Genomic DNA, 19,620 nt, shown 5'->3' on the forward strand with positions numbered 1-19,620 from the left:
TACATTCGAAGGCTCTGCTGGAGACCGATTCCTTGTTCCGCTTTTTCGAAAAACTCCTTCCCCCGTACCCCGCCGCCGAACCGACGCTGCCGCCCCAGGGCTTCTTTGCCTTCCTGTGGGCCTGCACGCACGGCGTGCGCGGCAAGATCGCCGCGATGGCGGTGCTCACGGCGGTGATGTCGACCTTCGAGGCCGCGCTGTTCGCGATCCTCGGGCGCATCGTCGACTGGCTCGGCGGCCAGGTGCCGTCCAAGCTGTGGGCCGAGCGCGGCGACACGCTGCTGTGGCTGGCTGCGTTCCTGGTGATCAGCATCGGCGTGGTGGCACTGCAGACCATCGTGAAGCACCAGACGCTGGCGGTGAACCTGCCGATGCGCCTGCGCTGGAACTTCCACCGCCTGATGCTGGGCCAGAGCATGGCCTTCTACCAGGACGAGTTCGCGGGCCGCATCACGGCCAAGGTGATGCAGACCGCGCTGGCCGTGCGCGAGACCGTGTTCGTGCTGGCCGACGTGCTGGTGGCCATGGGCGTGTACGTGGCCACCATGATCATCCTGGTGGGCGTGCTCGACGCGCAGCTGGTGTGGCCCTTCGTCATCTGGCTGGCGCTGTACATCGCCTCGCTGGTGTACTTCGTGCCGCGCCTGGGCAAGGTCGGCAAGGCACAGGCCGATGCGCGCGCGCTCATGACCGGGCGCGTGACCGACGCCTACACCAACATCGCGACCGTCAAGCTGTTCTCGCACACGCAGCGCGAAGCCGGCTTTGCGCGCGACGCGATGCGCGAGTTCATGAAGACGGGCTACGGCCAGATGCGGCTGGTGAGCGCCTTCGAGATCGTCAACCACACGCTGAGCATGGGCCTCACCGCCGGCATGGCGGGCATGGCGCTGTGGCTGTGGTCGCACGGCACGGTGGGCGTGGGCGCGGTGGCCGCCGCCACGGCGATGGCGCTGCGGCTGCAGGGCATGTCGCACTGGATCATGTGGGAGATGACCAGCCTGTTCGAGAACATCGGCACGGTGCAGGACGGCATGAAGACGCTGTCGCGCCCGCGCACGGTGCTCGACGCGCCCCATGCCACGGTGCTCGACGTGCCGCGCGGCGAGGTGCGCTTCGAGCAGGCGAGCTTCCGCTACGGCGATGCGGGCCGCCGCGTGATCGACGACCTGAACCTCGTGGTCAAGCCCGGCGAGAAGATCGGCCTGGTTGGCCGTTCGGGCGCCGGCAAGTCGACGCTGGTGAACCTGCTGCTGCGCTTCCATGACCTGGAAAGCGGCCGCATCCTCATCGACGGACAGGACATCTCGAAGGTCACGCAGGATTCACTGCGCATGCACATCGGCATGGTCACGCAGGACACCTCGCTCATGCACCGCTCGGTGGCCGACAACATCGCCTACGGCCGGCCCGACGCCACGCTGGCGCAGATCGAAGCGGCTGCGAAGCGTGCCGAGGCGCACGACTTCATCCAGACGCTGGGCGACGCGGGCGGACGGCGCGGCTACGAGGCGCATGTGGGCGAGCGCGGCGTGAAGCTCTCGGGCGGCCAGCGCCAGCGCGTGGCCATCGCGCGCGTGATGCTGAAGGACGCGCCGATCCTGCTGCTCGACGAAGCCACGAGCGCGCTCGACTCCGAGGTCGAAGCCGCGATCCAGCAGAGCCTGTACACGCTGATGGAAGGCAAGACCGTGATCGCCATTGCGCACCGGCTGTCGACCATCGCCGCGATGGACCGGCTCATCGTGCTCGACGAAGGCCGCGTGGTCGAGGAAGGCGACCACCGCACGCTGATGGCCCAGGGCGGCCTGTATGCGCGGCTGTGGGCGCACCAGAGCGGCGGCTTCCTGGGCGACGGACTGGAAGAAGACGAAGCCCTGCGCGCCTGAACGGGCGTCAGGTCGGCAGCGCGCCGGCTTCGTATTGCTGCACGAACTCACCCGACGGCGGGATCGGCTTGATGATGTCGATCAGCACGCCGTTCGGGTCGCGCGTGATGAAGTGGCGCTGGCCGAAAGCCTCGTCGCGCAGCGACAACAGGATCGGCAGGCCGGCCGCCTTCAGGCGCTCGTGCACCGCGTCGGGGTCTTCCACCTCGAAGTTCAGCAGCAACCCGCCCGCCACCTGCCCGCGCGCTTCGGCGGGAATGGTCGTGTGGCTGCCGTCGAGCACGGCAAGGTTCACCGAGGCATCGTCCGCCAGCTGCAGGTGCACGTACCAGTCGGTCGTGAACAGCGACGCAAACCCGAAATGCGCCTGGTAGAAGGCCGCGGTGCCGGCCACGTCGCTCGTCATGATCACCGGGTAATAGCTCGTCACTTTCATGGGATGGCTCCTTCGTGGATAAAACGTACAAACTGCATGTAAGTTAAATATTAATCCACAAACAGACTGCATGTAAATTAGGGTCATGGCCAAAACCCCGGCACGCACCAACCGCGAACGCACCGAAACCACCCGCCTCGCGCTGACCGAGGCGGCCCGCACGCTCTTCGTCAGCAAGGGCTACGGCGACACCTCCACGCCTGAGATCGCCATGACCGCCGGCATCACGCGCGGCGCGCTGTACCACCACTTCAACGACAAGCGCGACCTGTTCCGCCAGGTGTTGCTGCTGGAGGCGCAGGCGGTCGCGGCCGACATCGATGCCGCCACGCCCGACGAACTCGGCCCGCGCGACGCCCTGCTCGTGGGCAGCGAGGCCTACCTGAAGGCGATGACGGTGCCGGGGCGCACCCGGCTGCTGCTGATCGACGGGCCCGCCGTGCTGGGCCTGGCGGAAATGATGTCGATGGACGACGCCACCTCGGCGAACTCGCTGCGCCAGGGGCTGGCGCGCGCCGGCATGGGCCGCGGCGAGGTGTCGCTCGACGCCCTCGCCCGCCTGCTGTCGGCCGCCTTCGACCGCGCGGCGCTGGAGATCGATGCCGGCGCCGATGCCGCCAAGGTGCGGGCGGCCATGCTGTGGCTGCTGGAGCAGGCGCTCCCGCCCAAAAGAAACTAGACCGCGCCTCGCCCGCCCATGCGCACGGGCCATTTCGCGACGGTGCCGCGCTGCATCGATTCGAGCGTGGTCTGCGTGAACACGTTGATGCTCACGTGGCGCGCGAGGTAGTGCTCCAGCACCAGCCCCAGCAGGTACGGGCTCGTGCCCGAGAAGCCTTCTTCGTCGACGCTCAGCGTGCATTGCACGCCGCGCCCGTAGATCAGTGGCCCCGCGCCCGGCAGGCGCCGCGTCACGGGCTCGATGCGCGAGCCGACGAGGCAGTCGATCTGCCGGCGCAGCACGTCGTTGTCGGCGGTGACGAACAGCCGCAGCATGTCGCGCAGCGCCTGCGCGCCTTCGCGGTGCGGCATGTCGGCCAGCGGCAGGTGGTTGAAGCCCAGCTGCCGAATCAGCCGCCACGCGATCTCACGCTGCGCGAACGGCGACTTCGGCGTGCTCGGTGCACGGATGAGGCCCACGGCCGAGACCGGGATCGAATCGGCCACCGCAAGGTCGGCCTGCCCGTTGCGTGGCACCAGGCACGGCAGGTCGCGGTTGGTGAGCATCGCCTTCACCGACAGGTAGCGCAGGCTCTCGGGGTACGGCGCCTCCTGCTGGTCGACCAGCGACAGGAACACCTCGGTGCCGATGTACGGCGTGCGCGTGCCGTACTTGCGCGCCGTTTCGGACACCAGCCGCGGCTCGCGCCGCACCGAGAAGTAGCGGCCGTGGTTGCCCTCGTCTTCGTTGAGCGTCTGGTAGAGCGGGCGGAAGTCGATCTCGGCCGTGGTGCGCGCCTGCTGGCCGGCGATGCGCTGCACCGAATACACCTCGAAGTCCATCGGCCGCGAGCGGTCGGGCACGAGGTGGAACTCGGTCTGCGCGCTGTCGAGTTCGATGCGGTCGGTGCGCCGCTCGAACAGGTTGACCACCGGCGTGCTGAACAGCGCGAACTGCGCCGCATCGACCAGCGCCCCCAGCGCGCCGGGCGGCTTGCTCAGCAGCACGACGATCTCGACCTCCTTGCCGGGAATGCGCGCCAGCCCCGGCGCGAGCTGCGTGAGCGTGAAGAAGTAGAAGCGCTCGGGGCGCGCGAAGTACTCGTGCAGCAGGTTGTGGCCGTGGAAGGTGTTCCACGCCAGCGGCAGCAGGCCTTCGTCCGGCCCCAGCCCTTCGTGCACCAGCGCGCCTTCGGTCACGACGTGCGGCCGGTCCATCAGCTGGCCGGGCTCGCCGACGAAGGTGGCGACCGCCGAGGTGTGCAGCAGCTCGAACAGGTGCGACGCCACCTGCTCGTTGCCGCGCAGGTAGATGGGCAGCCGGTCGAGCCCCGACAGTGCCGAGAAGCCCATCTCGCCCACGATGCGCAGCCGCAGGCGCAGCGCGCCCGTCACCTGCACGTGCGGCGGCACGTAGCGCTCCAGCGCCGGGATGTCGGGCGGTGCGCCGGTGAGCCGCGCCTCGGCGATCTCGAAGGGCCACAGCGTCACGTCCTGGCTGGAGCGGAACTCGCACGGCGTCTGCTCGCCCGCGGGCACGCGCGCATGAAAGGCCGTGCCGCGCGGCACCACGAAGCCGCGCGTGAAGTCGCCCTCCTTCACGCTGGGATGCAGCTGCGCCACGGCCATCGACGGCGTGGGGCTCAGGTAGTTGGGGTACAGCACCTCGAGCAGGCGCTGCGTGAAGCGCGGAAATTCGGCGTCGAGCTTGATCTGCATGCGCGCCGACATGAAGCTGAACGACTCGATGAGCCGCTCCACGTACGGGTCGGCCACCTCGATGCCGTGCATGCCCAGGCGGCGCGCGATCTTGGGGTGCGAAGCGGCGAACTCGCTCGCCGCCTCGCGCATGTAGACGAGTTCCCGGTTGTAGTACTCGAGGAGTTGCGGGTCCATGACGGTAAGCCTTCCCTGGCGTGGTTGAAGTAAAGGAGAAATGAAAGACAGACAGGCTTCAGTCCGCCGCGCCGACGATGCGCATGCGGTTGGTCTCGAGGTCGACCGCGCTTTGCACCGTGAAGGCCAGCGGGTACGGCTTCAGGTGGATGAGCGCGCGGATCTCGAACAGCAGCACGTTGTAGGCCTCGGCCGCGCCGTCCTCCTTCATGAGCGGCACCACCTGCACGCTGTCGGGAATGAGGCGCGGCTCGTAGTCGCGGATGGCGCGGCGGATGATGCGTTCGATGTCCGCCCACTTGCGCTCCGACAGGTAGCTGCCGGCCAGCGGCGGCACGCCGTAGTTGACGGTGGAAGACGCCGCGTCGGCATGGCGCGTGCGGTCGATCAGGTCTTCGGCGTTGGTGGTGTTGAACAGCAGGGCCAGGTCGCGCTGGATGATCTCGCGCATCCGGGCCGGCGTGGCCGTGTACTCGGACGGCAGCTCGGCGCTGCGGCCGGGTGCCTCGTCGCGCAGGCGGTCGAACAGCGTGGGCAGCAGCTGCGCGTTGACGCGCGGCGCGGCGGGTGCATCGGGCCCGCGGGGCGCGCGGGCGCCGGGGTGCGCGGGGTGGGAACCTGTGAACGGGGATTGCTCGGTGAGCCGCATGACCTGGCCTTTTCTGGAAGGGGCAGAGTCTTGCGTGGATGCCCGCCGCTCATTGCAAACAATGGTCACACAGCGGGCCTGGCTCGAATGCGGACGCCCGCGCCGGGCATTTGTCGTCGCATCCGCGCTTCGCGAGTCCTACAGCACGCACCGCCCCCCGCCGACACCCGCGCGACGGCGGGCGCCCGATGCTGGGTCATCGCCAACCACAAGGAGCCTTCGCGTGAATTCCATCATCTACATCGTCGGCCTGGTCGTGGTCGTCGTCGCCGTGCTGTCGTTCTTCGGCCTGCGCTGAATCCGCAAGCGCAGCGCCACGGGGCCGTTCGCGGCCCCGTTTCTCTTGGGCAGGCCTTCTGCATGCGCCGGGCATAATTTGCGCGCCCCGCCGCCGCTTTGCTGCGCCGGGGCGTCATTGGCGAAGAAGAAGGGACCCTGTTGATCACCACCACCGCGCTGCGCGCACCTGCTTTTCCGGATGCGGTGATCACCGAGGCGGTCCGATGGACCGAACAGAACGGCCCGCTCGACGACGCGTCGGCCCTTCGCACCGCAGCCTCGCGCGCAGCCGACGGCCCCACCCGCATCGTTGAACGCGCCCGCCAGCTCGGCGAGCGCATGGGCCTGCAGGCCGAACTCGCGCGCGGCCGGCAATGGGCGCCGTGGGTGCTGCTGGCGCTGGTGGCGCTGGTCGTGATCGCGGGCCTGGGCCTGGCGGGCCAGGTGGTTGGCGGCAGCGACCGCCACATCAACGTGATCGTCGCGCTCGTCAGCTTGCTGGGCCTGCATGCGCTCACGCTGCTCTTGTGGCTGGCCGGCCTGTGGCTGCCGTCGGGCACCTTCGGCACGGCCTCGCTGGGCTGGCTGTGGCTGTCGCTCACGGCGCGCGTGGCGGGCGGCCAGCGCGGCCAGGCGCCGCAGCTGGTGCGCGCGGCCACGGGGCTCTTGACGCGTGCGCGCCTGCTGCCCTGGGCCTTCGGTCTCGTGAGCCACGGCATCTGGGCGCTGTCGTTCGCCGTGGTGCTGGCCGCGATGCTGTTCGCCCTCGCCTTTCGCAGCTACACGCTGAGCTGGGAAACCACCATCCTCGAGCCGGCCTTCTTTGTGCGCGTGGTGCAGGCGCTGGGCTGGCTGCCGGCGCAGTTCGGCTTTCCCGTGCCCGATGCGGCCACCGTGCAATCGGCCACCCCCGTCGCTGCGGCCCAGCGCACCTGGGCGCTGTGGCTCACCGGCTGCATCGCGGTGTACGGCCTGCTGCCGCGCCTGGTGCTCGTGCTGCTGAGCGCCGCCGTCTGCCGCCAGCGCCGCCCCGCGCTGCAGCCCGACTGGCAGGCGCCCTACTACCGCAAGCTGCTGGCCCGCTTCGCCGCGCTGGCGCCGCCCGCCATCGTCGATGCCGACCCGGGCCGCGCACACCCCGCCGCGCCGACGGGCCTACCGGCTTCCGAGCAGCACGATGGCCTGTTCGTCGTCGGCTTCGAACTGCCGCCCGACCTGCCCTGGCCGCCCGCCGGCTTGCCGGCATCGGCGGTCCGCATCGACGGCAGCGCCCCGGCGCGCCGCGCACTGCTCGACCAGCTCGCGCAACTCCACCCGCGCACCGTGCTGCTCGTTTGCCACGCGGCCTCGAGCCCCGACCGCGGCTCCGAGCGCTTCCTGCGCGAGGTGCTGACGCATTGCGGCGAATGCCGCCTCTGGCTGGCCGACGCGCCCAACGCCGCCGCCACGCAGCGCTGGCGCGACTGGCTGGGCGACGCAGGGCTCGCCCACGTGGTCGCGAGCGACCGGCTCGATGCCGTCTTCACGGAAGGCACCGCCACCGCATGACCTCCCCGATCCCGATCCGCATTGCCGTCGTCGGCCACACCAACGCGGGCAAGACCTCGCTGCTGCGCACGCTCACGCGGCGCGTGAACTTCGGCGAGGTGTCGCAGCGCCCCGGCACCACGCGCCATGTCGAGTCGGTCGATCTCGAGGTGAACGGCCAGCCGGCCGTGCGCTTCCTCGACACGCCGGGCCTCGAAGATGCGGTCGCGCTGCGCGAGCACCTGGCCGGCCTCGACGCCGCCCAGCAGGCCACGCCGCCCGAGCGCATCCGCCGCTTCTTGCAGGGCCCCGAGGCGCACGGGGTGTTCGAGCAGGAGGCCAAGGTGCTGCGCGCGATGCTCGACATCGACGCCGCCTTTCTCGTGATCGACGTGCGCGAGCCGGTGCTGCCCAAGTTCCGCGACGAGATCGAGCTCTTGAACTCCTGCGCGCGTCCGGTGCTGCCGGTGCTCAACTTCGTGCGCGACGCCGCCAGCCGCGAGCCGGCCTGGAAAGAACTGCTCTCGGCCTACGGCCTGCACGTGCAGGTGCGCTTCGATGCGGCGGCGCCGTTCGTGGGCGCCGAGCACGACCTCTACAACGACCTGGCCACCCTGCTGCGCGACCGCCGCGACGCGCTGCGCGGCGTGGTCGACGCGCTCGACGCCGAGGCCGACGCGCGCCGCCAGTCGGCCTGCACGCGCATCGCGGACCTGCTGGTCGATGCCGCGGCCATCCGCCGCACCGTGCCGGCCGCCGAGTTCGCCGACGCCACGCGCCGCCAGGCACTGGTCGCCGGCGTGCAGAAGGACGTGTTCGACAAGGCCCAGCGCTGCACCGACGACCTGCTCGCGCTCTACGGCTTTCGCCAGGGCGACGCCGACGAAGCGCCGCTGCCGATCATCGAAGGCCGCTGGACGCTCGACTTCTTCAACCCCGAGGCGATGAAGGACGCGGGCCTGCGCCTGGGCAAGGGCGCGGTCATCGGCGCCGCCGTGGGCGTGGTCGCCGACCTCGCGGTGGCCGGGCTGTCGCTGGGCGCGGGCGCGGCGCTGGGCGGCGCCATCGGCGGCGCGGTGTCGCAGGGCTGGGGGCCGCTCGGGCGCAAGCTGGCCAACAAGCTGCGCGACATGCACGAACTCACGGTGGAAGACAGCGTGCTGTTCACGCTCGCGGCGTGGCAGCTGCAGCTGGCGCAGGCGCTGGAACGGCGCGGCCATGCGGCCGTCGAGCGCATCCGGGCCGAGGCCCCGTCGGCGGACGAGGACGACACGCTGATGCGTGCAGCCGCCGGTGCCGTGCGTGCCGTGCAGCCCGCGCGCAGCCATCCCGAGTGGGAATCGACCGGCGCCCTCACGCGCAGCTTCTGGCGCCCCGCGCCGCAGCGCGAGGCGCTGGCCGGCACGCTGTCGCTCGAGTTGCGACGAGCCTTCGACGCCTGACGCCGGGCCTCAACCCGCCACTTGCTCGGGCGTGACCTTGGCGAGCGACTTGTCGACGAACGCCCCCAGCCGCGTCTGCACTTCCCCGCCGGTCTGCACCACCGCCGCCATCAGCGACTCGGCGAACATGCCGTCGGTGGCCGACATGTCGGCGATGCGGCTGATCGACGTGACCATCGCGTAGTTCGACAGCGCCGCGTTCTTCGCCACGCGCTTGGCCAGCACCATCGCGGCGCGCAGGCTCTCGCCGGGTGCGGCGATCTCGTGCGCCAGGCCCAGCGTCTTGCCGGCGCGGGCGTCGAGCACGCGGCCGGTAAGCATCATCTCGACCATGCGGCCCGGCGTGATGATGCGTGCCACGCGCACCGTCGCGCCGCCGCCGGTGAAGATGCCCTTCTGCCCCTCGGGCAGCGCGAAGTAGGTCGACGGGTCGGCCACGCGCACATGCGTGGCCGCCGCGAGTTCGAGCCCGCCGCCGACCACCGCGCCGTGCAGCGCCGCGACCACCGGGATGCCGCCGTACTGGATCTTGTCGAAGGTGCTGTGCCAGCGCTGGCACACGCGCATGAAGTCGACCGCCGTGCGTTCCTTGTCGTGGTGTTCCTTGAGGTCGAGCCCGGCACAGAAATGCGGCCCCGCGCCGGTCAGCACCACGGCCTTGGCCTCGCGCGGCAGCGCACTGAACACGGCGTCCAGCGCGGCCAGCGTGGCCTCGTCGATGGCGTTGCGCTTGGCGGGACGATTCAGGGTCACGACGGCGACCTCTTCGTCCATGTGCAGGGTGACGTTCCGTTCGATCACGGCAGGGCTCCTTGGGTTGTTGCGGGTTCCGCCACCGAAATGGGGCGCTTCAGGGCTACGATAGCCCTGGGCGCCGCGCCATTGCTTGCAGATTGCGCCCATTCATTTGCAGATTCCGCCAACCGTCTTTTGAACCCGTCATGCCGCCAGAGCGCGCCACCGTCGCCGTCAGCTTCCTGCAGCACCTGCTGAGCGGCGCGCGCCGCCAGTTGAGCCCGCGCGACATCGACCTGCTGGCCGCGCAGGCCGGCCTCTCGCCGCAGTTGCTGCGCCAGGACGGCGCGCGCGTCACGCGCGAGCAGTTCGTTCGCATGTACGAGTGCGTGTCGCTCTTCATGGGCGACGAGATGCTGGGCCTGTGGTCGCGCCCGATCCGCGCGGGCGCGCTCAAGTACCTCGGGCTCAGCCTGCTCGACGCGCCCTCGCTGATGGTCGCCATGTACCGCTTCACGCGCTTCTGGAACCTGCTGCTGGACGACCACCGCCTGCGCATGACGCGCGCCCACGGCGTGGCCACGATCGCCATCGCGCCGCACCCGGAAGCCGCCGCGCGGCCCACCACGCCCTTCGGCCATGCGCTGATGGTCAAGCTGATCCACGGCGTGGCCTCGTGGCTCATGGGGCGGCAGCTGCCGGTGCTGGGCGTCGGCTTTGCGTTCCCGCGCCCGGCGCGCTTCGACGAGTACGCCAACCTGTTCCCGGGCCCGCTGCAGTTCGAGCAGGACACGTCTTCGGTGCGCTTTGCCGAACCCGTGCTGCGCCAGACCTTCCAGCGCACGCGCGCCGAGCTGCTCGACTTCGTGCGCCGCGCGCCCGACGACTGGATCTTCGTCACCTTCGACCACGACACCACCAGCGCCACGGTGCGCGAGTTCGTCGCCGCGCACCTCGCCTCGGACGCCACGCTGGGCGCGGCGGCGCGCGCGGTGCACATGTCGGAGCGCGCGCTGTCGCGCCAGCTCGCGGCCGAGGGCACGAGCTTTCGCGCACTGAAGGAAGAGGTGCGGCGCGACCTCGCGATCCAGCGCCTCGTGAAGACGCGCGAGCCCATCGACCGCATCGCCGCCTCGGTCGGCTTCGACAACACGCCGGCCTTCCACCGCGCCTTTCGCACGTGGACCGGCAGCACGCCGCGTGGCTACCGGCAGCGCGCAGGCTAGTTGGCAGCCCCTGCGAGCGCCTGCAGCTTGGCGAAGTCGCCCGGCCGCGCGCCCATCTGCTCGGGCGTCGAGCGCTTCGTCACGCGCTCCAGCAGCGGCAGGCGGTTGACCGGCTGCACCGTCATGCCCTTGCCGCGCAGGAACTGCTCGTCTTCGAGCTCGCTGGCGATCACGCCGACGTTGGTCCACTTGGCCGTGTCGGCCAGCGTCTTCTCCACCATCGCCTGCTGCGGTGGCGTGAGCCGGGCCCAGGCGGCCTTGCCGATGACGATGCCCAGCGTGTCGTAGATGTGGCCCGTGAGCTGCACGTACTTCTGCACCTCGTACAGCTGCTTGGCGCGCACCGTGCCCAGCGGATGCTCCTGCGCCTCGACCTCGTTCTTCTTGAGCGCGCCGTACAGGCTGTTGAACGGCAGCGACACGGGCTTGGCGTCGAGCGCGGTGGCGAAGAGCTGGTAGGCCGCGGCGTCGGGCACGTACAGGCGCAGGTCTCGGAAGTCCTCGGGGCGTTGCAGCGGCTTGCCCGAGGTCACCTGCCGCGCGCCGTAGTAGACCGACGCGACCATGCGGTTGCCGCTGCGTTCGTTGTAGCCCTTCATGAGGTCCGCGAGCAGCGGGCTCGCGAGGTACTTGCGCACGTGGTCCAGGTCCTTGAAGGCGAAGGGGTAGCTGCCCAGGCCCAGCGGCGGGTAGCCCTCGGCCAGCGTGGCCTGCCCGACGTAGGCGATCTGCATGGCGTCGTTGGCGAGCATCAGCGCGTAGTCGCGCTCCTGCCCCAGCTTCGAGGCGGGCACCACCTCGATCTTGATCTTGCCCTCGGACTGCTCGGCGATCTTGCGCGCCGCCAGTTCGGCCTGCTGGTGAAAGATGCTCGCGGGCTCGTAGATGTGGCCCCACTTGAACTGCTGCACTTGCGCACAAGCGACAGCGGCACTCCCCATGGCGACGCACAGGACAGCAGCCCGGCGCCACGACATCAAACTTTTTTTCATCGGCAGTCCCTCACGGTGAGAAGGCCCGCCGGCGCGGGTGCGCCAAAGCACGCGGCGGGTGTCGGGAACGCATCCCGGCCGCTGAATGTAAACATTTGCAACCGGAATCCAGACAGGGTTTGCCCGGTCACGGGGCAGTCATGGCCCTTCCCTAGCATCCGCGTGCGCCCGACGCGCCCACTTCCCCACCGCACCTCAGCACCTCATGTACCCCGGCGAACGACTCAACGGCTACAGCCACCTGTTCGGCCTGCTGCTCGCGCTGCCGGCCGCCGCGCTGCTGCTTGCCAAGACGCTGCCCACGGGCGACCCGGCGCGCATCGCGGGCGGGCTGGTGTTCTCGCTCTCGGCGGTGGCGCTGTACGCGGCCTCCACGCTCTTTCACAGCACGCGCGGCCGGAGCAAGCGCCTGTGGGAGCGCGCCGACCACTGCGCGATCTTCCTGCTCATCGCGGGCACCTACACGCCCTTCGCGCTCGTCACGCTGCAAGGCCTCTGGGGTTGGCTGCTGCTCGCGGCGATCTGGAGCGCGGCGTGCTTCGGCATCTGGCGCGAGCTGAAACCGGCTGCGGCCGACGCGGCGAAGAAGCCCTCGCTGCCGCTGTACATCGGCATGGGCTGGCTCGGCGTGCTGGCCGCCGCGCCGCTGGCGGCCAAGCTGCACGCCACGGGCCTGGCCTGGCTGGTCGCGGGCGGGGTGCTCTACACGGTGGGCACGGTGTTCTATCGCAACCGGCGGGGGCTGCGCCACGCGCACGGCGCCTGGCACCTGTTCGTGCTGGCCGGCACCACGAGCCACTACGTGGCCGTGGGCTGGTTCGTGCTCTGAAGCCTGCTTCTTACAGCGGCTGCAGCTTCGCCGTCTTCATCATCCGCTCGGTCAGTTCCATCTCGCTCGCGAAGCCCTGCACATAGGCTTCGGTCGTCGACGGGCTCACCTCGCTGCCCAGCTCCGTCAGCGCGGCGATCACCGACGGCTGCTTCAGCGCCTGGCCGAACACCTCGTAGAGGCGCGCAGCGATCGCGTCGGGCGTGCCCGCCGGCACCGAGACACCGCCCCACGACGTGAGCTCGACGCCGCGCAGCCCCAGCTCGGCCAGCGTTGGCACCTGCGGCAAGGCCGCGTTGCGCTTGGCGCCGGCCACGCCGAGCGCGCGCAGCTTGCCGCCCTGCACATGCGGCAGCGCCACCGAGAAGATCGGCATGCCGAAGTTCACCTGGTTGCCCAGCACCGCGTTGACGATTTCCGAGGCGCCCTTGTACGGCACGTGCGTGGCCTGCACGCCCGCCGCCTGCAGGAACAGCTCCACGCCCAGGTGCGAGGGTGTGCCGACGCCGCCCGAGGCGTAGTCGAGCTTGCCGGGGTTGGCGCGCGCACGCGCCACGAGTTCCTGCAGGGTCTGGATGCCCGAGCCCGCGTTCACCACCAGCAGCACGTCGGAGGTGGTCAGCCGCATGATGTGGCGGAAGTCCTTGAGCGCGTCGTAGCCCGGGTTCTGCTGCATGCGCATGTTGGCGGCCATGGGCGCGCTCGAGTAGATCCAGGTGTAGCCGTCGGGCGCGGCGCGCGCGACCTGGCGCGCGCCGATGTTGCCGGCCGCGCCGCCCCGGTTCTCGATGACGACCGGCTGCCCCAGCAAGGGCCCGAGCGCTTCCGCGAGGATGCGCGCGCCGTTGTCCGGGCCGGTGCCGGCCAGGTACGGCACGACCCACTTGACCGGGCGGGTCGGCCGCCAGGCAGCAGCAGTCGCTCCGGCCGCGCGACCGATGGCCGGCAGCAGCGCCGAGGCCGCGATCGCACCGCACAGCGCGCGGCGATTGGCATTGATGAGAGTCATGGCTTGTCTTGTCTCCTGATTGTCTGGTTCGGCCTCAGGCCGCATCGCCGATCAGCTCTCGCGCGATGATGTTCTTCTGGATCTCGCTCGTGCCCGTGAGCACGCGGTACATGCGCAGCATGCGGAACAGGAACTCCACGCGCCGCCCCTGCACGATGCCTTCGCCGCCGTGGATCTGCACCGCCGCGTCGGCCACGCGGAACGCGGCCTCCGAGCAGAACAGCTTGGCCATCGAGGCCTCGGCGCGCGGGTCGCCGCCGGCGTCGATCTGCCGCGCGGTCGACAGCATCAGCGCGCGCGCCGCGCACAGCTGCGTCGCCATGTCGGCCAGCGAATGCTGGATCGCCTGGAACTGCGCGATGGCGCGGCCGAACTGGCGGCGCGTGCGCGCGTAGTCGCGCGCGTCCTTCAGCGCCACGGTCGCCAGCCCCACCATGCCCGGGCAGTGCAGCAGCCGGTTGACCGTGATGCGCCCCAGCGCCAGCGCCAGCCCCTTGCCGGGCTCGCCGATGAGGTTCGCGGCCGGCACGCGGCAATCGGTGAGCACGATGTCGCCCGTGGTCGACTGGCCCGCCATGGTCTTGTAGCCCGCCTGCACCTGGACGCCCGGTTGCGTCAGGTCGACAAAGAACGCCGTCACCTCGCGGCGCGCCGGATCGTCCGAGGTGGACGCCATGAGCACCGCAAGATCGGCAAAAGGCGACCCCGAGATGAAGCGCTTGCGCCCGTTCAGCACATACACGTCGCCCTCGCGCCGCGCCTGCGTCTGCACCGCGCCGGCATCGGAGCCGGCCTCGGCCTCGGTGAGCGCGAAGCAGATCGCCTTCTCTGCTTGCGCCACCGGACGGATGAACTTCGCCATCTGCTCCGGTGTCGCGAACTTGGCCAGTGCGCCGACGCGCGGCGGCCCGCTGAGTTCGCCGAACACATGCGGCGCGAGCGGCGAGCCGCTGGCGTAGATCGATTCCTTCACCAGCACATGGTCGAGCAGCGACAGGCCCAGGCCACCCATCGCCGGCGGCAGCGTCATGCCGTAGAAGCCCATCGCGTGCGAGCGGCGCCAGACGTGGCGCAGCGTCTCCCTGTCGGGGCCGTGCTCGTGGTCGATGCCCTTCTCGCGCACCAGGTCGGCCAGTTCGCCGTTCAGGAAATCGCCGATGCGGGCGATCAACTCGGCCGCGCGCGGCGAGCCCTCGAAGGGGCCGTCGAACAGCGGCGCGCGGATGGCCGAAGCCTCGGTGGGTGCGGCGGAAGGGGTCAGCGTGGTGTCCATGTCGTTCTCTTCGCTCTTGTTCAATTGACGCGCCGCGCGTGGCCGGCCCAGTACGGCGTCTGGATCGCCTTGCGCGCGACCTTGCCGTTGGCGTTCTTCAGCAGCGACTCGACGAACTCGATGCGGCGCGGCCGCTTGAAGCCCGCGAGTCGCGCGGCGCAGAAGTCGTCGAGTCCGGCCGTGTCGGGCGAGGCGCCCGGCTTCAGCACGATGTGCGCGGCCACCGCCTCGCCCCACTTGTCGTCGGGCACGCTGAACACGCAGGCCTCGGCCACCGCCGCGTGCTGGTACAGCACGGCCTCGACCTCCGAGGGGTACACGTTGAAGCCGCCGCTGATGACCATGTCCTTCTTGCGATCGACGATGTAGATGTAGCCCTCGTCGTCGGCGCGCGCGAGGTCGCCCGTGTGGTAGCGGCCATCTTTCAGCACCTCGGCCGTGAGCTCGGGCGCGCGCCAGTAGCCGGCGAAGATGTCCTCGCCGCTCACCACGATCTCGCCTACCTCGCCGGGCGCGACGGGGTGGCCTTCGTCATCGACGATCTCCACCAGCGATTCGAGGAACGGCCGGCCGCACGAGGCCAGCCGCTCGGGCATGGCGGCGCGCGCGAACAGGTGGTCTTCCACCGAGAGGCCGCACACGCCCGAGGTGGTCTCGCCCGCGCCGTAGCCCTGCGACAGCACCGGGCCGAACACGTCCATCGCCTGCATGATCCGCGCGGGCGCCATCGGCGCGGCGCCGTAGCCCAGGCGCTGCAGGTCGGGCAGCGGCCGGTAGCGGCCCTGCAGCTCGGCCAGCAGCATGTTGATCATGGTGGGCACCATGAAGGTGTGGGTCACGCGCTCCTTCTTGATGTCGTCCAGGAAGCGCGCGGGCTCGAAGCCGGTGAACAGGCGGATGGTCGCGCCGCTGCACAGCGCCGGCACGATCTGCATGCCCGAGGCGTGCGTGATCGGCCCCACCAGCCCCAGCAGGTCGCCGGGGCGCAGGCCTTCGCTGCGCGAGAGGAACTTGCGCAACTGGGCCAGCCGGTTGCCGAAGGTCTGCATCGCGGCCTTGAGCACGCCGCTGGAGCCCGAGGTGTAGTGCAGCACGGCCAGCTCGTCGGCGCGCACGCGCTCGCAAGTGAAGGCGTCGCTCGCACGCGCCAGCTGGCCTTCGTAGGAAGCGGGCGTGCCTTCGGCCGCGTCGAGCAGCAGCAGCTTCGGGGCCGCGCCTTTCAGGAGCGGCAGGAAGGTCTCGGCGCGTGCGGCGGTGGTGACGATCAACGCGGCGTCGCTGTTCTCGATGACCTCGGCCACCTCGACCGGCGCGAGCCGCGCGTTCATCGGCGCCTTCACCAGCGCGGCCTTGTAGCAGGCCAGCTCCAGCTCGACGATCTCGACGCAGTTGGGCAGGTACACGCCCACGCGGTCGCCGCGCTGCAGGCCGAGCCCACGCAGGGCATTGGCCAGGCGGTTGGCGCGCCGGTCGAGCTGTTCGTAGGTGCAGGCGCGCTGCGGGCTGGTCACGGCGATCTGCCGGGCATGCAGGCGGGCGGCGCGGGATGCGAGTTCGCCGACGTTGGCGACCTCGGGCGAAAGTGAGGGCAAGTTGTCTCCTTGAGGCCGGTGCCTGTGCACCGTGGGGAGAACTTTCGCAAACAACGCCGCCGCACAACAAATACCGATTGCTGATGCGCGGCCATCACAAAAGATGATGGCCCCGGCGCACGGCACCGCCGTGCGCGATGGCTACGCCTTGTCGTCGCCCAGGAACTGCGCGTCCCAGCGGCCCGAGGCGATCATCGAGCGCGCCTCGTCGGCCAGCGCCTGTCTCACGACCTGCGTGGCCGCGTCGGGCACCTTGCCGGCCGGCGTGGCCAGGTGGTAGGTGCGCGCCAGCTCGGGCTCGACGATGCGTGCGATCAACCAGTTCGGCTGATCGCCCGGCCCGTCCGCGAGCGCGCAGGCGGGCGTGACCGTGAAGCCCGCGCCCGCCAGGTAGAGCGAGCGCAGCACGCGCGCCGAGTCGTGCTCGTGCACCACGTTGAGTTCCACGCCCACGGCCTCGGCGGCCGCCTCGACACGCTGGCGGATGCTGAAGCGGCGCGACTGCAGCACCAGCGGCAGGCTCGCGGCGCGTGCGAAAGGCACCGTGGGGCGCACCGGTGCGCCCTTCTTCGCGCGCCCACCCTTCGCACTTTTTCCGAGCAGTGCCGCCACCTCGCCCTTCGCATCGAAGCCGCAGAGGAACATGCCTTCGCGCACGAAGGGGCGCACGTCCAGCCCCTCGACGCTCGGGGTGTCGACCAGCAGGCCGATGTCGGCGCGGCGATCGACCATCGCCTTGCGCACCATCAGGCTCAGGTCGTCGATCACGAACACGCGGATGCGCGGGTGCGACTGCTTCAGCCGCGCCAGCACGGGCCCGAGCAGCAGCGAGGCCAGCAGGAACGGCACCGCCACCGTGACCGAGCCCTCGGGCCCGTCGGGCGCGCGCTGCAGCCGCTCGCGCATGGCCGCGGCATCCGACAGCAGGCGCCGCGCGTCCTGGTACAGCTGCAGCCCGGCGGCCGTGGGCGTGACGCCGACGTGCGAGCGGTCGAACAGCTGCGTGCCGAGCTCGGCCTCGAGCTTCTTGATCTGCGCGGTCAGCGCGGGCTGCGCCACGTACAGCGACGCCGCCGCGCGCGACAGGCTGCCGGCTTCGAGCACCGCGATGAAATAGCGAAGAGACCTCAGGTCCATGGAGCGACGGGGAAAGATGGGGCGCCCATTGTGGCCCCGTCGCTGACTCAGCCTGCGAGGGCCTTGACGGCGATGCGCGTGGCCGAGGCAACCACGTCGTTGCGGCCCTTCGCGTCCTTGTCGGGGAAGGTCAGGTAGACCGACAACACCAGCGGCGCGCCCGACGGCGGCCACAGCACGCCGACGTCGTTGGTGGAGCCGTACGAACCCGCGCCTGTCTTGTCGCCCACACGCCAGCCTTTGGGCACGCCGGCCAGGAAACGCTCGGTGCTGGTGGTGTTGCCGAGCAGCCATTCGCGCATCTGCTCGCGCTGCGGCGCGCCGAGCGCGTCGCCCAGCGCCAACCGCTGCACGGTGTCGGACATTGCCGCGGGCGTGGTCGTGTCGCGCGGATCGCCGGGAATGGCGGTGTTCAGCTCGGGCTCGGTGCGGTCGAGGCGGAAGGTGGTGTCGCCGATGCGCCGCGCAAAGGCCGTGACGGCGGACGGACCGCCCAGCACCTTCAGCAGCAGGTTGGCGGCGGCGTTGTCGCTGTACTGCATGGTGGCGGCGCACATCTCGTTCACGGTCATGCCGGTGGCGAGGTGCTTCTCGGCGACCGGCGAGTGGGACACCAGGTCGCCCTTGCCGACACTGATGCGGCGCCCGAGCAGGCTGGCGTCGGTCGCGCTGCGTTCGAGCACCGCCGCGGCGAGCACCAGCTTGAAGGTGCTGCACAGCGGAAAGCGCTCGTGCGCACGGTGCTGCAGGCGTGCGCCGCTGCCGGTGTGAAAGCCCGACACGCCCAGGCGCCCGCCGCAGGCGCGCTCGAGTTCGGCGAGCTGCGTTTCGGCGTCCGACTGCGCGTCCTTCTTCGGCCATGCGCTGCAGGCGCCGGCGAGCGGGGTCACGGCGGCGGCGAGCAACAGGGTGCGGCGCTGGATCAGAGGGTTCATGTGCGTGCGTCTTTCTTTTCGCGAGTGGATGGAATGAAAGGCATCGTAGGAGCGCCGCCGCCGCGCTTCCAGCGCCCGGGTCGCGCACGGCGTCCCGGGTGTATCAGGTGTAACGCCATTTCATCATTCAACCTTCTGGTTGAATTTTATTAGGGACCGATCTATATTCAACTTCATGGTTGAACTTGAAATCGAAGACGAACGGCTCGACGCCGTGTTCCACGCCCTGGCCGACAGCACGCGGCGCACCATGCTGCAGCTGCTCGCGCAGGGCGAATGCAGCGTGGGCGAGCTGGGTGCGCCGTTTCGCATGTCCTTCGCGGGCGCCTCCAAGCACGTCAAGACGCTGGAGCGCGCGGGGCTGGTGTCGCGCACCGTGCAGGGCCGCGCGCACGTGTGCCGGCTGGAGCCGGCGGCGCTCGCCACGGCCGATGCGTGGCTGCGCGCGTACGAAGTCTTCTGGAACCACCGCCTGGACGCGCTGGCGGATGCGCTGCGGCGCGATGCCGGCGACAGCCGCGTGTGAACGCCTTCTCTCTCTTCACCTACCCAAGGAGCACCGACCCATGACCACGACCCTGAAGCACAGCCTGGGCACGCAGACCGAGCCCGGCACCCTGCGCATCGAGCGCACCCTGCCCGGCCCCATCGACCGCGTGTGGACCTACCTCGTCGACCCCGAGAAGCGCCGCAGCTGGCTGGCCGGCGGCACCATGGCGCAGGCGCCGGGCGCGGTGTTCGAGCTGCGCTTCCAGCACACCGAGCTGTCGGGCGAGGTGGCGCCCGAGCGCTTCGCGGCCTACCGCGAGACCCATGTGCAGCACTCGCGCGTGCTGCGCATCGAGCCGCCGACGCTGCTGGTCATCAGCTGGGGCAGCGAGCGCGAGGACGCGTCCGAGGTCAGCTTCGAACTGTCGCCGCAGGGTGCGCAAACCACGCACCTGGTGCTCACGCACCGCCGCCTGCCCGACCGCAAGGAAACGCTGAGCGTGGCCAGCGGCTGGCACGCGCACCTGGGCGTGCTCGACGAGGTGCTGCACGGGCGCGCGCCGCAAGGCTTCTGGACCCAGCTGGAGGCCGCCGAGGCGGCCTACGCGACGCACATCCGCTGAAG

19 protein-coding genes are annotated in these 19,620 nt (G+C 70.3%); 9 read left to right on the top strand and 10 right to left on the bottom strand.

Annotated elements, in window-relative coordinates:
- Positions 1–32: 32 nt before the first annotated feature.
- Positions 33–1,889, top strand: a complete 1,857-nt coding sequence (locus AC1RLW_RS07100; protein ID WP_493192587.1) for an ABC transporter ATP-binding protein — start codon at positions 33–35, stop codon at positions 1,887–1,889.
- A 7-nt stretch (positions 1,890–1,896) separates the two neighbouring features.
- Here AC1RLW_RS07100 and AC1RLW_RS07105 read toward each other — a convergent pair whose 3' ends face one another.
- Positions 1,897–2,325, bottom strand: coding sequence for a VOC family protein (locus AC1RLW_RS07105; RefSeq protein ID WP_493192588.1), 429 nt, complete (start codon positions 2,323–2,325; stop codon positions 1,897–1,899).
- Between the two features lie 85 nt (positions 2,326–2,410).
- Here AC1RLW_RS07105 and AC1RLW_RS07110 point away from each other — a divergent pair, with 85 nt between their 5' ends.
- Complete coding sequence (locus AC1RLW_RS07110) at positions 2,411–3,004, top strand: TetR/AcrR family transcriptional regulator (protein WP_493192589.1); 594 nt, start codon at positions 2,411–2,413, stop codon at positions 3,002–3,004.
- On the opposite strand, the gene tssF is transcribed toward AC1RLW_RS07110, so the two are convergent.
- Both tssF and tssE read right to left on the bottom strand, forming a co-directional pair.
- A complete protein-coding gene (tssF, locus tag AC1RLW_RS07115) occupies positions 3,001–4,881 on the bottom strand; it encodes a type VI secretion system baseplate subunit TssF (RefSeq protein ID WP_493192590.1) in 1,881 nt (626 codons plus the stop codon). The two genes, AC1RLW_RS07110 and tssF, sit on opposite strands and share 4 nt — an antisense overlap.
- A 58-nt stretch (positions 4,882–4,939) precedes the next feature.
- Positions 4,940–5,530, bottom strand: a complete 591-nt coding sequence (gene tssE, locus AC1RLW_RS07120; RefSeq protein WP_083258999.1) for a type VI secretion system baseplate subunit TssE — start codon at positions 5,528–5,530, stop codon at positions 4,940–4,942.
- On the opposite strand from tssE, the gene AC1RLW_RS07125 reads away from it, so the two are divergent.
- The 3 genes from AC1RLW_RS07125 (at position 5,529) to AC1RLW_RS07135 (ending at position 8,778) form a co-directional block, all read left to right on the top strand.
- Complete coding sequence (locus AC1RLW_RS07125) at positions 5,529–5,828, top strand: hypothetical protein (protein ID WP_493192591.1); 300 nt, start codon at positions 5,529–5,531, stop codon at positions 5,826–5,828. The two genes, tssE and AC1RLW_RS07125, sit on opposite strands and share 2 nt — an antisense overlap.
- 140 nt (positions 5,829–5,968) lie before the next feature.
- Positions 5,969–7,357 (top strand): DUF2868 domain-containing protein, encoded by a 1,389-nt coding sequence (locus tag AC1RLW_RS07130; RefSeq protein WP_493192592.1) that lies wholly within the window; start codon positions 5,969–5,971, stop codon positions 7,355–7,357.
- Positions 7,354–8,778, top strand: coding sequence for a GTPase/DUF3482 domain-containing protein (locus AC1RLW_RS07135; protein ID WP_493192593.1), 1,425 nt, complete (start codon positions 7,354–7,356; stop codon positions 8,776–8,778). Before AC1RLW_RS07130 ends, AC1RLW_RS07135 begins: the two co-directional genes overlap by 4 nt.
- Before the next feature lie 9 nt (positions 8,779–8,787).
- Here the strand turns inward: AC1RLW_RS07135 and AC1RLW_RS07140 are convergent, their stop codons facing one another.
- A complete protein-coding gene (locus tag AC1RLW_RS07140) occupies positions 8,788–9,579 on the bottom strand; it encodes a crotonase/enoyl-CoA hydratase family protein (RefSeq protein WP_255221122.1) in 792 nt (263 codons plus the stop codon).
- 140 nt (positions 9,580–9,719) lie between these two features.
- On the opposite strand from AC1RLW_RS07140, the gene AC1RLW_RS07145 reads away from it, so the two are divergent.
- Complete coding sequence (locus AC1RLW_RS07145) at positions 9,720–10,739, top strand: AraC family transcriptional regulator (RefSeq protein WP_062475623.1); 1,020 nt, start codon at positions 9,720–9,722, stop codon at positions 10,737–10,739.
- Here the strand turns inward: AC1RLW_RS07145 and AC1RLW_RS07150 are convergent.
- On the bottom strand, positions 10,736–11,731 hold the full coding sequence (locus tag AC1RLW_RS07150) for a sialic acid TRAP transporter substrate-binding protein SiaP (protein ID WP_493192594.1): 996 nt from the start codon (positions 11,729–11,731) through the stop codon (positions 10,736–10,738). The two genes, AC1RLW_RS07145 and AC1RLW_RS07150, sit on opposite strands and share 4 nt — an antisense overlap.
- Positions 11,732–11,936: 205 nt before the next feature.
- Between AC1RLW_RS07150 and trhA the strand changes: the two genes are divergently transcribed.
- Entirely contained in the window at positions 11,937–12,560 is a 624-nt protein-coding gene (gene trhA, locus AC1RLW_RS07155) for a PAQR family membrane homeostasis protein TrhA (protein ID WP_493192595.1), read from the top strand.
- 10 nt (positions 12,561–12,570) lie between these two features.
- Here the strand turns inward: trhA and AC1RLW_RS07160 are convergent, their stop codons facing one another.
- The 5 genes from AC1RLW_RS07160 to bla form a co-directional block, all read right to left on the bottom strand.
- Positions 12,571–13,569, bottom strand: coding sequence for a tripartite tricarboxylate transporter substrate binding protein (locus AC1RLW_RS07160; protein WP_493192596.1), 999 nt, complete (start codon positions 13,567–13,569; stop codon positions 12,571–12,573).
- 34 nt (positions 13,570–13,603) lie between these two features.
- Positions 13,604–14,842: an acyl-CoA dehydrogenase family protein gene (locus AC1RLW_RS07165; RefSeq protein ID WP_369632412.1), complete on the bottom strand. Its 1,239-nt coding sequence runs from the start codon at positions 14,840–14,842 to the stop codon at positions 13,604–13,606.
- 20 nt (positions 14,843–14,862) lie between these two features.
- Complete coding sequence (locus AC1RLW_RS07170; RefSeq protein ID WP_493192597.1) at positions 14,863–16,434, bottom strand: AMP-binding protein; 1,572 nt, start codon at positions 16,432–16,434, stop codon at positions 14,863–14,865.
- Between the two features lie 141 nt (positions 16,435–16,575).
- On the bottom strand, positions 16,576–17,571 hold the full coding sequence (locus tag AC1RLW_RS07175; RefSeq protein ID WP_493192598.1) for a LysR family transcriptional regulator: 996 nt from the start codon (positions 17,569–17,571) through the stop codon (positions 16,576–16,578).
- A gap of 47 nt (positions 17,572–17,618) precedes the next feature.
- Positions 17,619–18,506, bottom strand: a complete 888-nt coding sequence (gene bla, locus AC1RLW_RS07180; RefSeq protein ID WP_493192599.1) for a class A beta-lactamase — start codon at positions 18,504–18,506, stop codon at positions 17,619–17,621.
- 175 nt (positions 18,507–18,681) lie between these two features.
- Here bla and AC1RLW_RS07185 point away from each other — a divergent pair, with 175 nt between their 5' ends.
- The gene (locus AC1RLW_RS07185; RefSeq protein WP_139706362.1) at positions 18,682–19,032 is read left to right on the top strand and encodes an ArsR/SmtB family transcription factor; all 351 of its coding nucleotides are present in this window, start codon (positions 18,682–18,684) and stop codon (positions 19,030–19,032) included.
- 40 nt (positions 19,033–19,072) lie between these two features.
- Positions 19,073–19,618: an SRPBCC family protein gene (locus AC1RLW_RS07190; RefSeq protein ID WP_390344688.1), complete on the top strand. Its 546-nt coding sequence runs from the start codon at positions 19,073–19,075 to the stop codon at positions 19,616–19,618.
- Positions 19,619–19,620 lie beyond the last annotated feature (2 nt).

It is taken from the genome of Variovorax sp. GW822-FHT04A09, assembly GCF_058801005.1.

Coding starts and splice junctions, on each gene's coding strand:
- AC1RLW_RS07105 (WP_493192588.1), bottom strand. CDS start 2,325: ATGAAAGTGACGAGCTATTACCCGGTGATCATGACGAGCGACGTGGCC.
- AC1RLW_RS07110 (WP_493192589.1), top strand. CDS start 2,411: ATGGCCAAAACCCCGGCACGCACCAACCGCGAACGCACCGAAACCACC.
- tssF (WP_493192590.1), bottom strand. CDS start 4,881: ATGGACCCGCAACTCCTCGAGTACTACAACCGGGAACTCGTCTACATG.
- AC1RLW_RS07125 (WP_493192591.1), top strand. CDS start 5,529: ATGACCTGGCCTTTTCTGGAAGGGGCAGAGTCTTGCGTGGATGCCCGC.
- tssE (WP_083258999.1), bottom strand. CDS start 5,530: ATGCGGCTCACCGAGCAATCCCCGTTCACAGGTTCCCACCCCGCGCAC.
- AC1RLW_RS07135 (WP_493192593.1), top strand. CDS start 7,354: ATGACCTCCCCGATCCCGATCCGCATTGCCGTCGTCGGCCACACCAAC.
- AC1RLW_RS07145 (WP_062475623.1), top strand. CDS start 9,720: ATGCCGCCAGAGCGCGCCACCGTCGCCGTCAGCTTCCTGCAGCACCTG.
- AC1RLW_RS07150 (WP_493192594.1), bottom strand. CDS start 11,731: ATGAAAAAAAGTTTGATGTCGTGGCGCCGGGCTGCTGTCCTGTGCGTC.
- trhA (WP_493192595.1), top strand. CDS start 11,937: ATGTACCCCGGCGAACGACTCAACGGCTACAGCCACCTGTTCGGCCTG.
- AC1RLW_RS07160 (WP_493192596.1), bottom strand. CDS start 13,569: ATGACTCTCATCAATGCCAATCGCCGCGCGCTGTGCGGTGCGATCGCG.
- AC1RLW_RS07165 (WP_369632412.1), bottom strand. CDS start 14,842: ATGGACACCACGCTGACCCCTTCCGCCGCACCCACCGAGGCTTCGGCC.
- AC1RLW_RS07175 (WP_493192598.1), bottom strand. CDS start 17,571: ATGGACCTGAGGTCTCTTCGCTATTTCATCGCGGTGCTCGAAGCCGGC.
- bla (WP_493192599.1), bottom strand. CDS start 18,506: ATGAACCCTCTGATCCAGCGCCGCACCCTGTTGCTCGCCGCCGCCGTG.
- AC1RLW_RS07185 (WP_139706362.1), top strand. CDS start 18,682: ATGGTTGAACTTGAAATCGAAGACGAACGGCTCGACGCCGTGTTCCAC.
- AC1RLW_RS07190 (WP_390344688.1), top strand. CDS start 19,073: ATGACCACGACCCTGAAGCACAGCCTGGGCACGCAGACCGAGCCCGGC.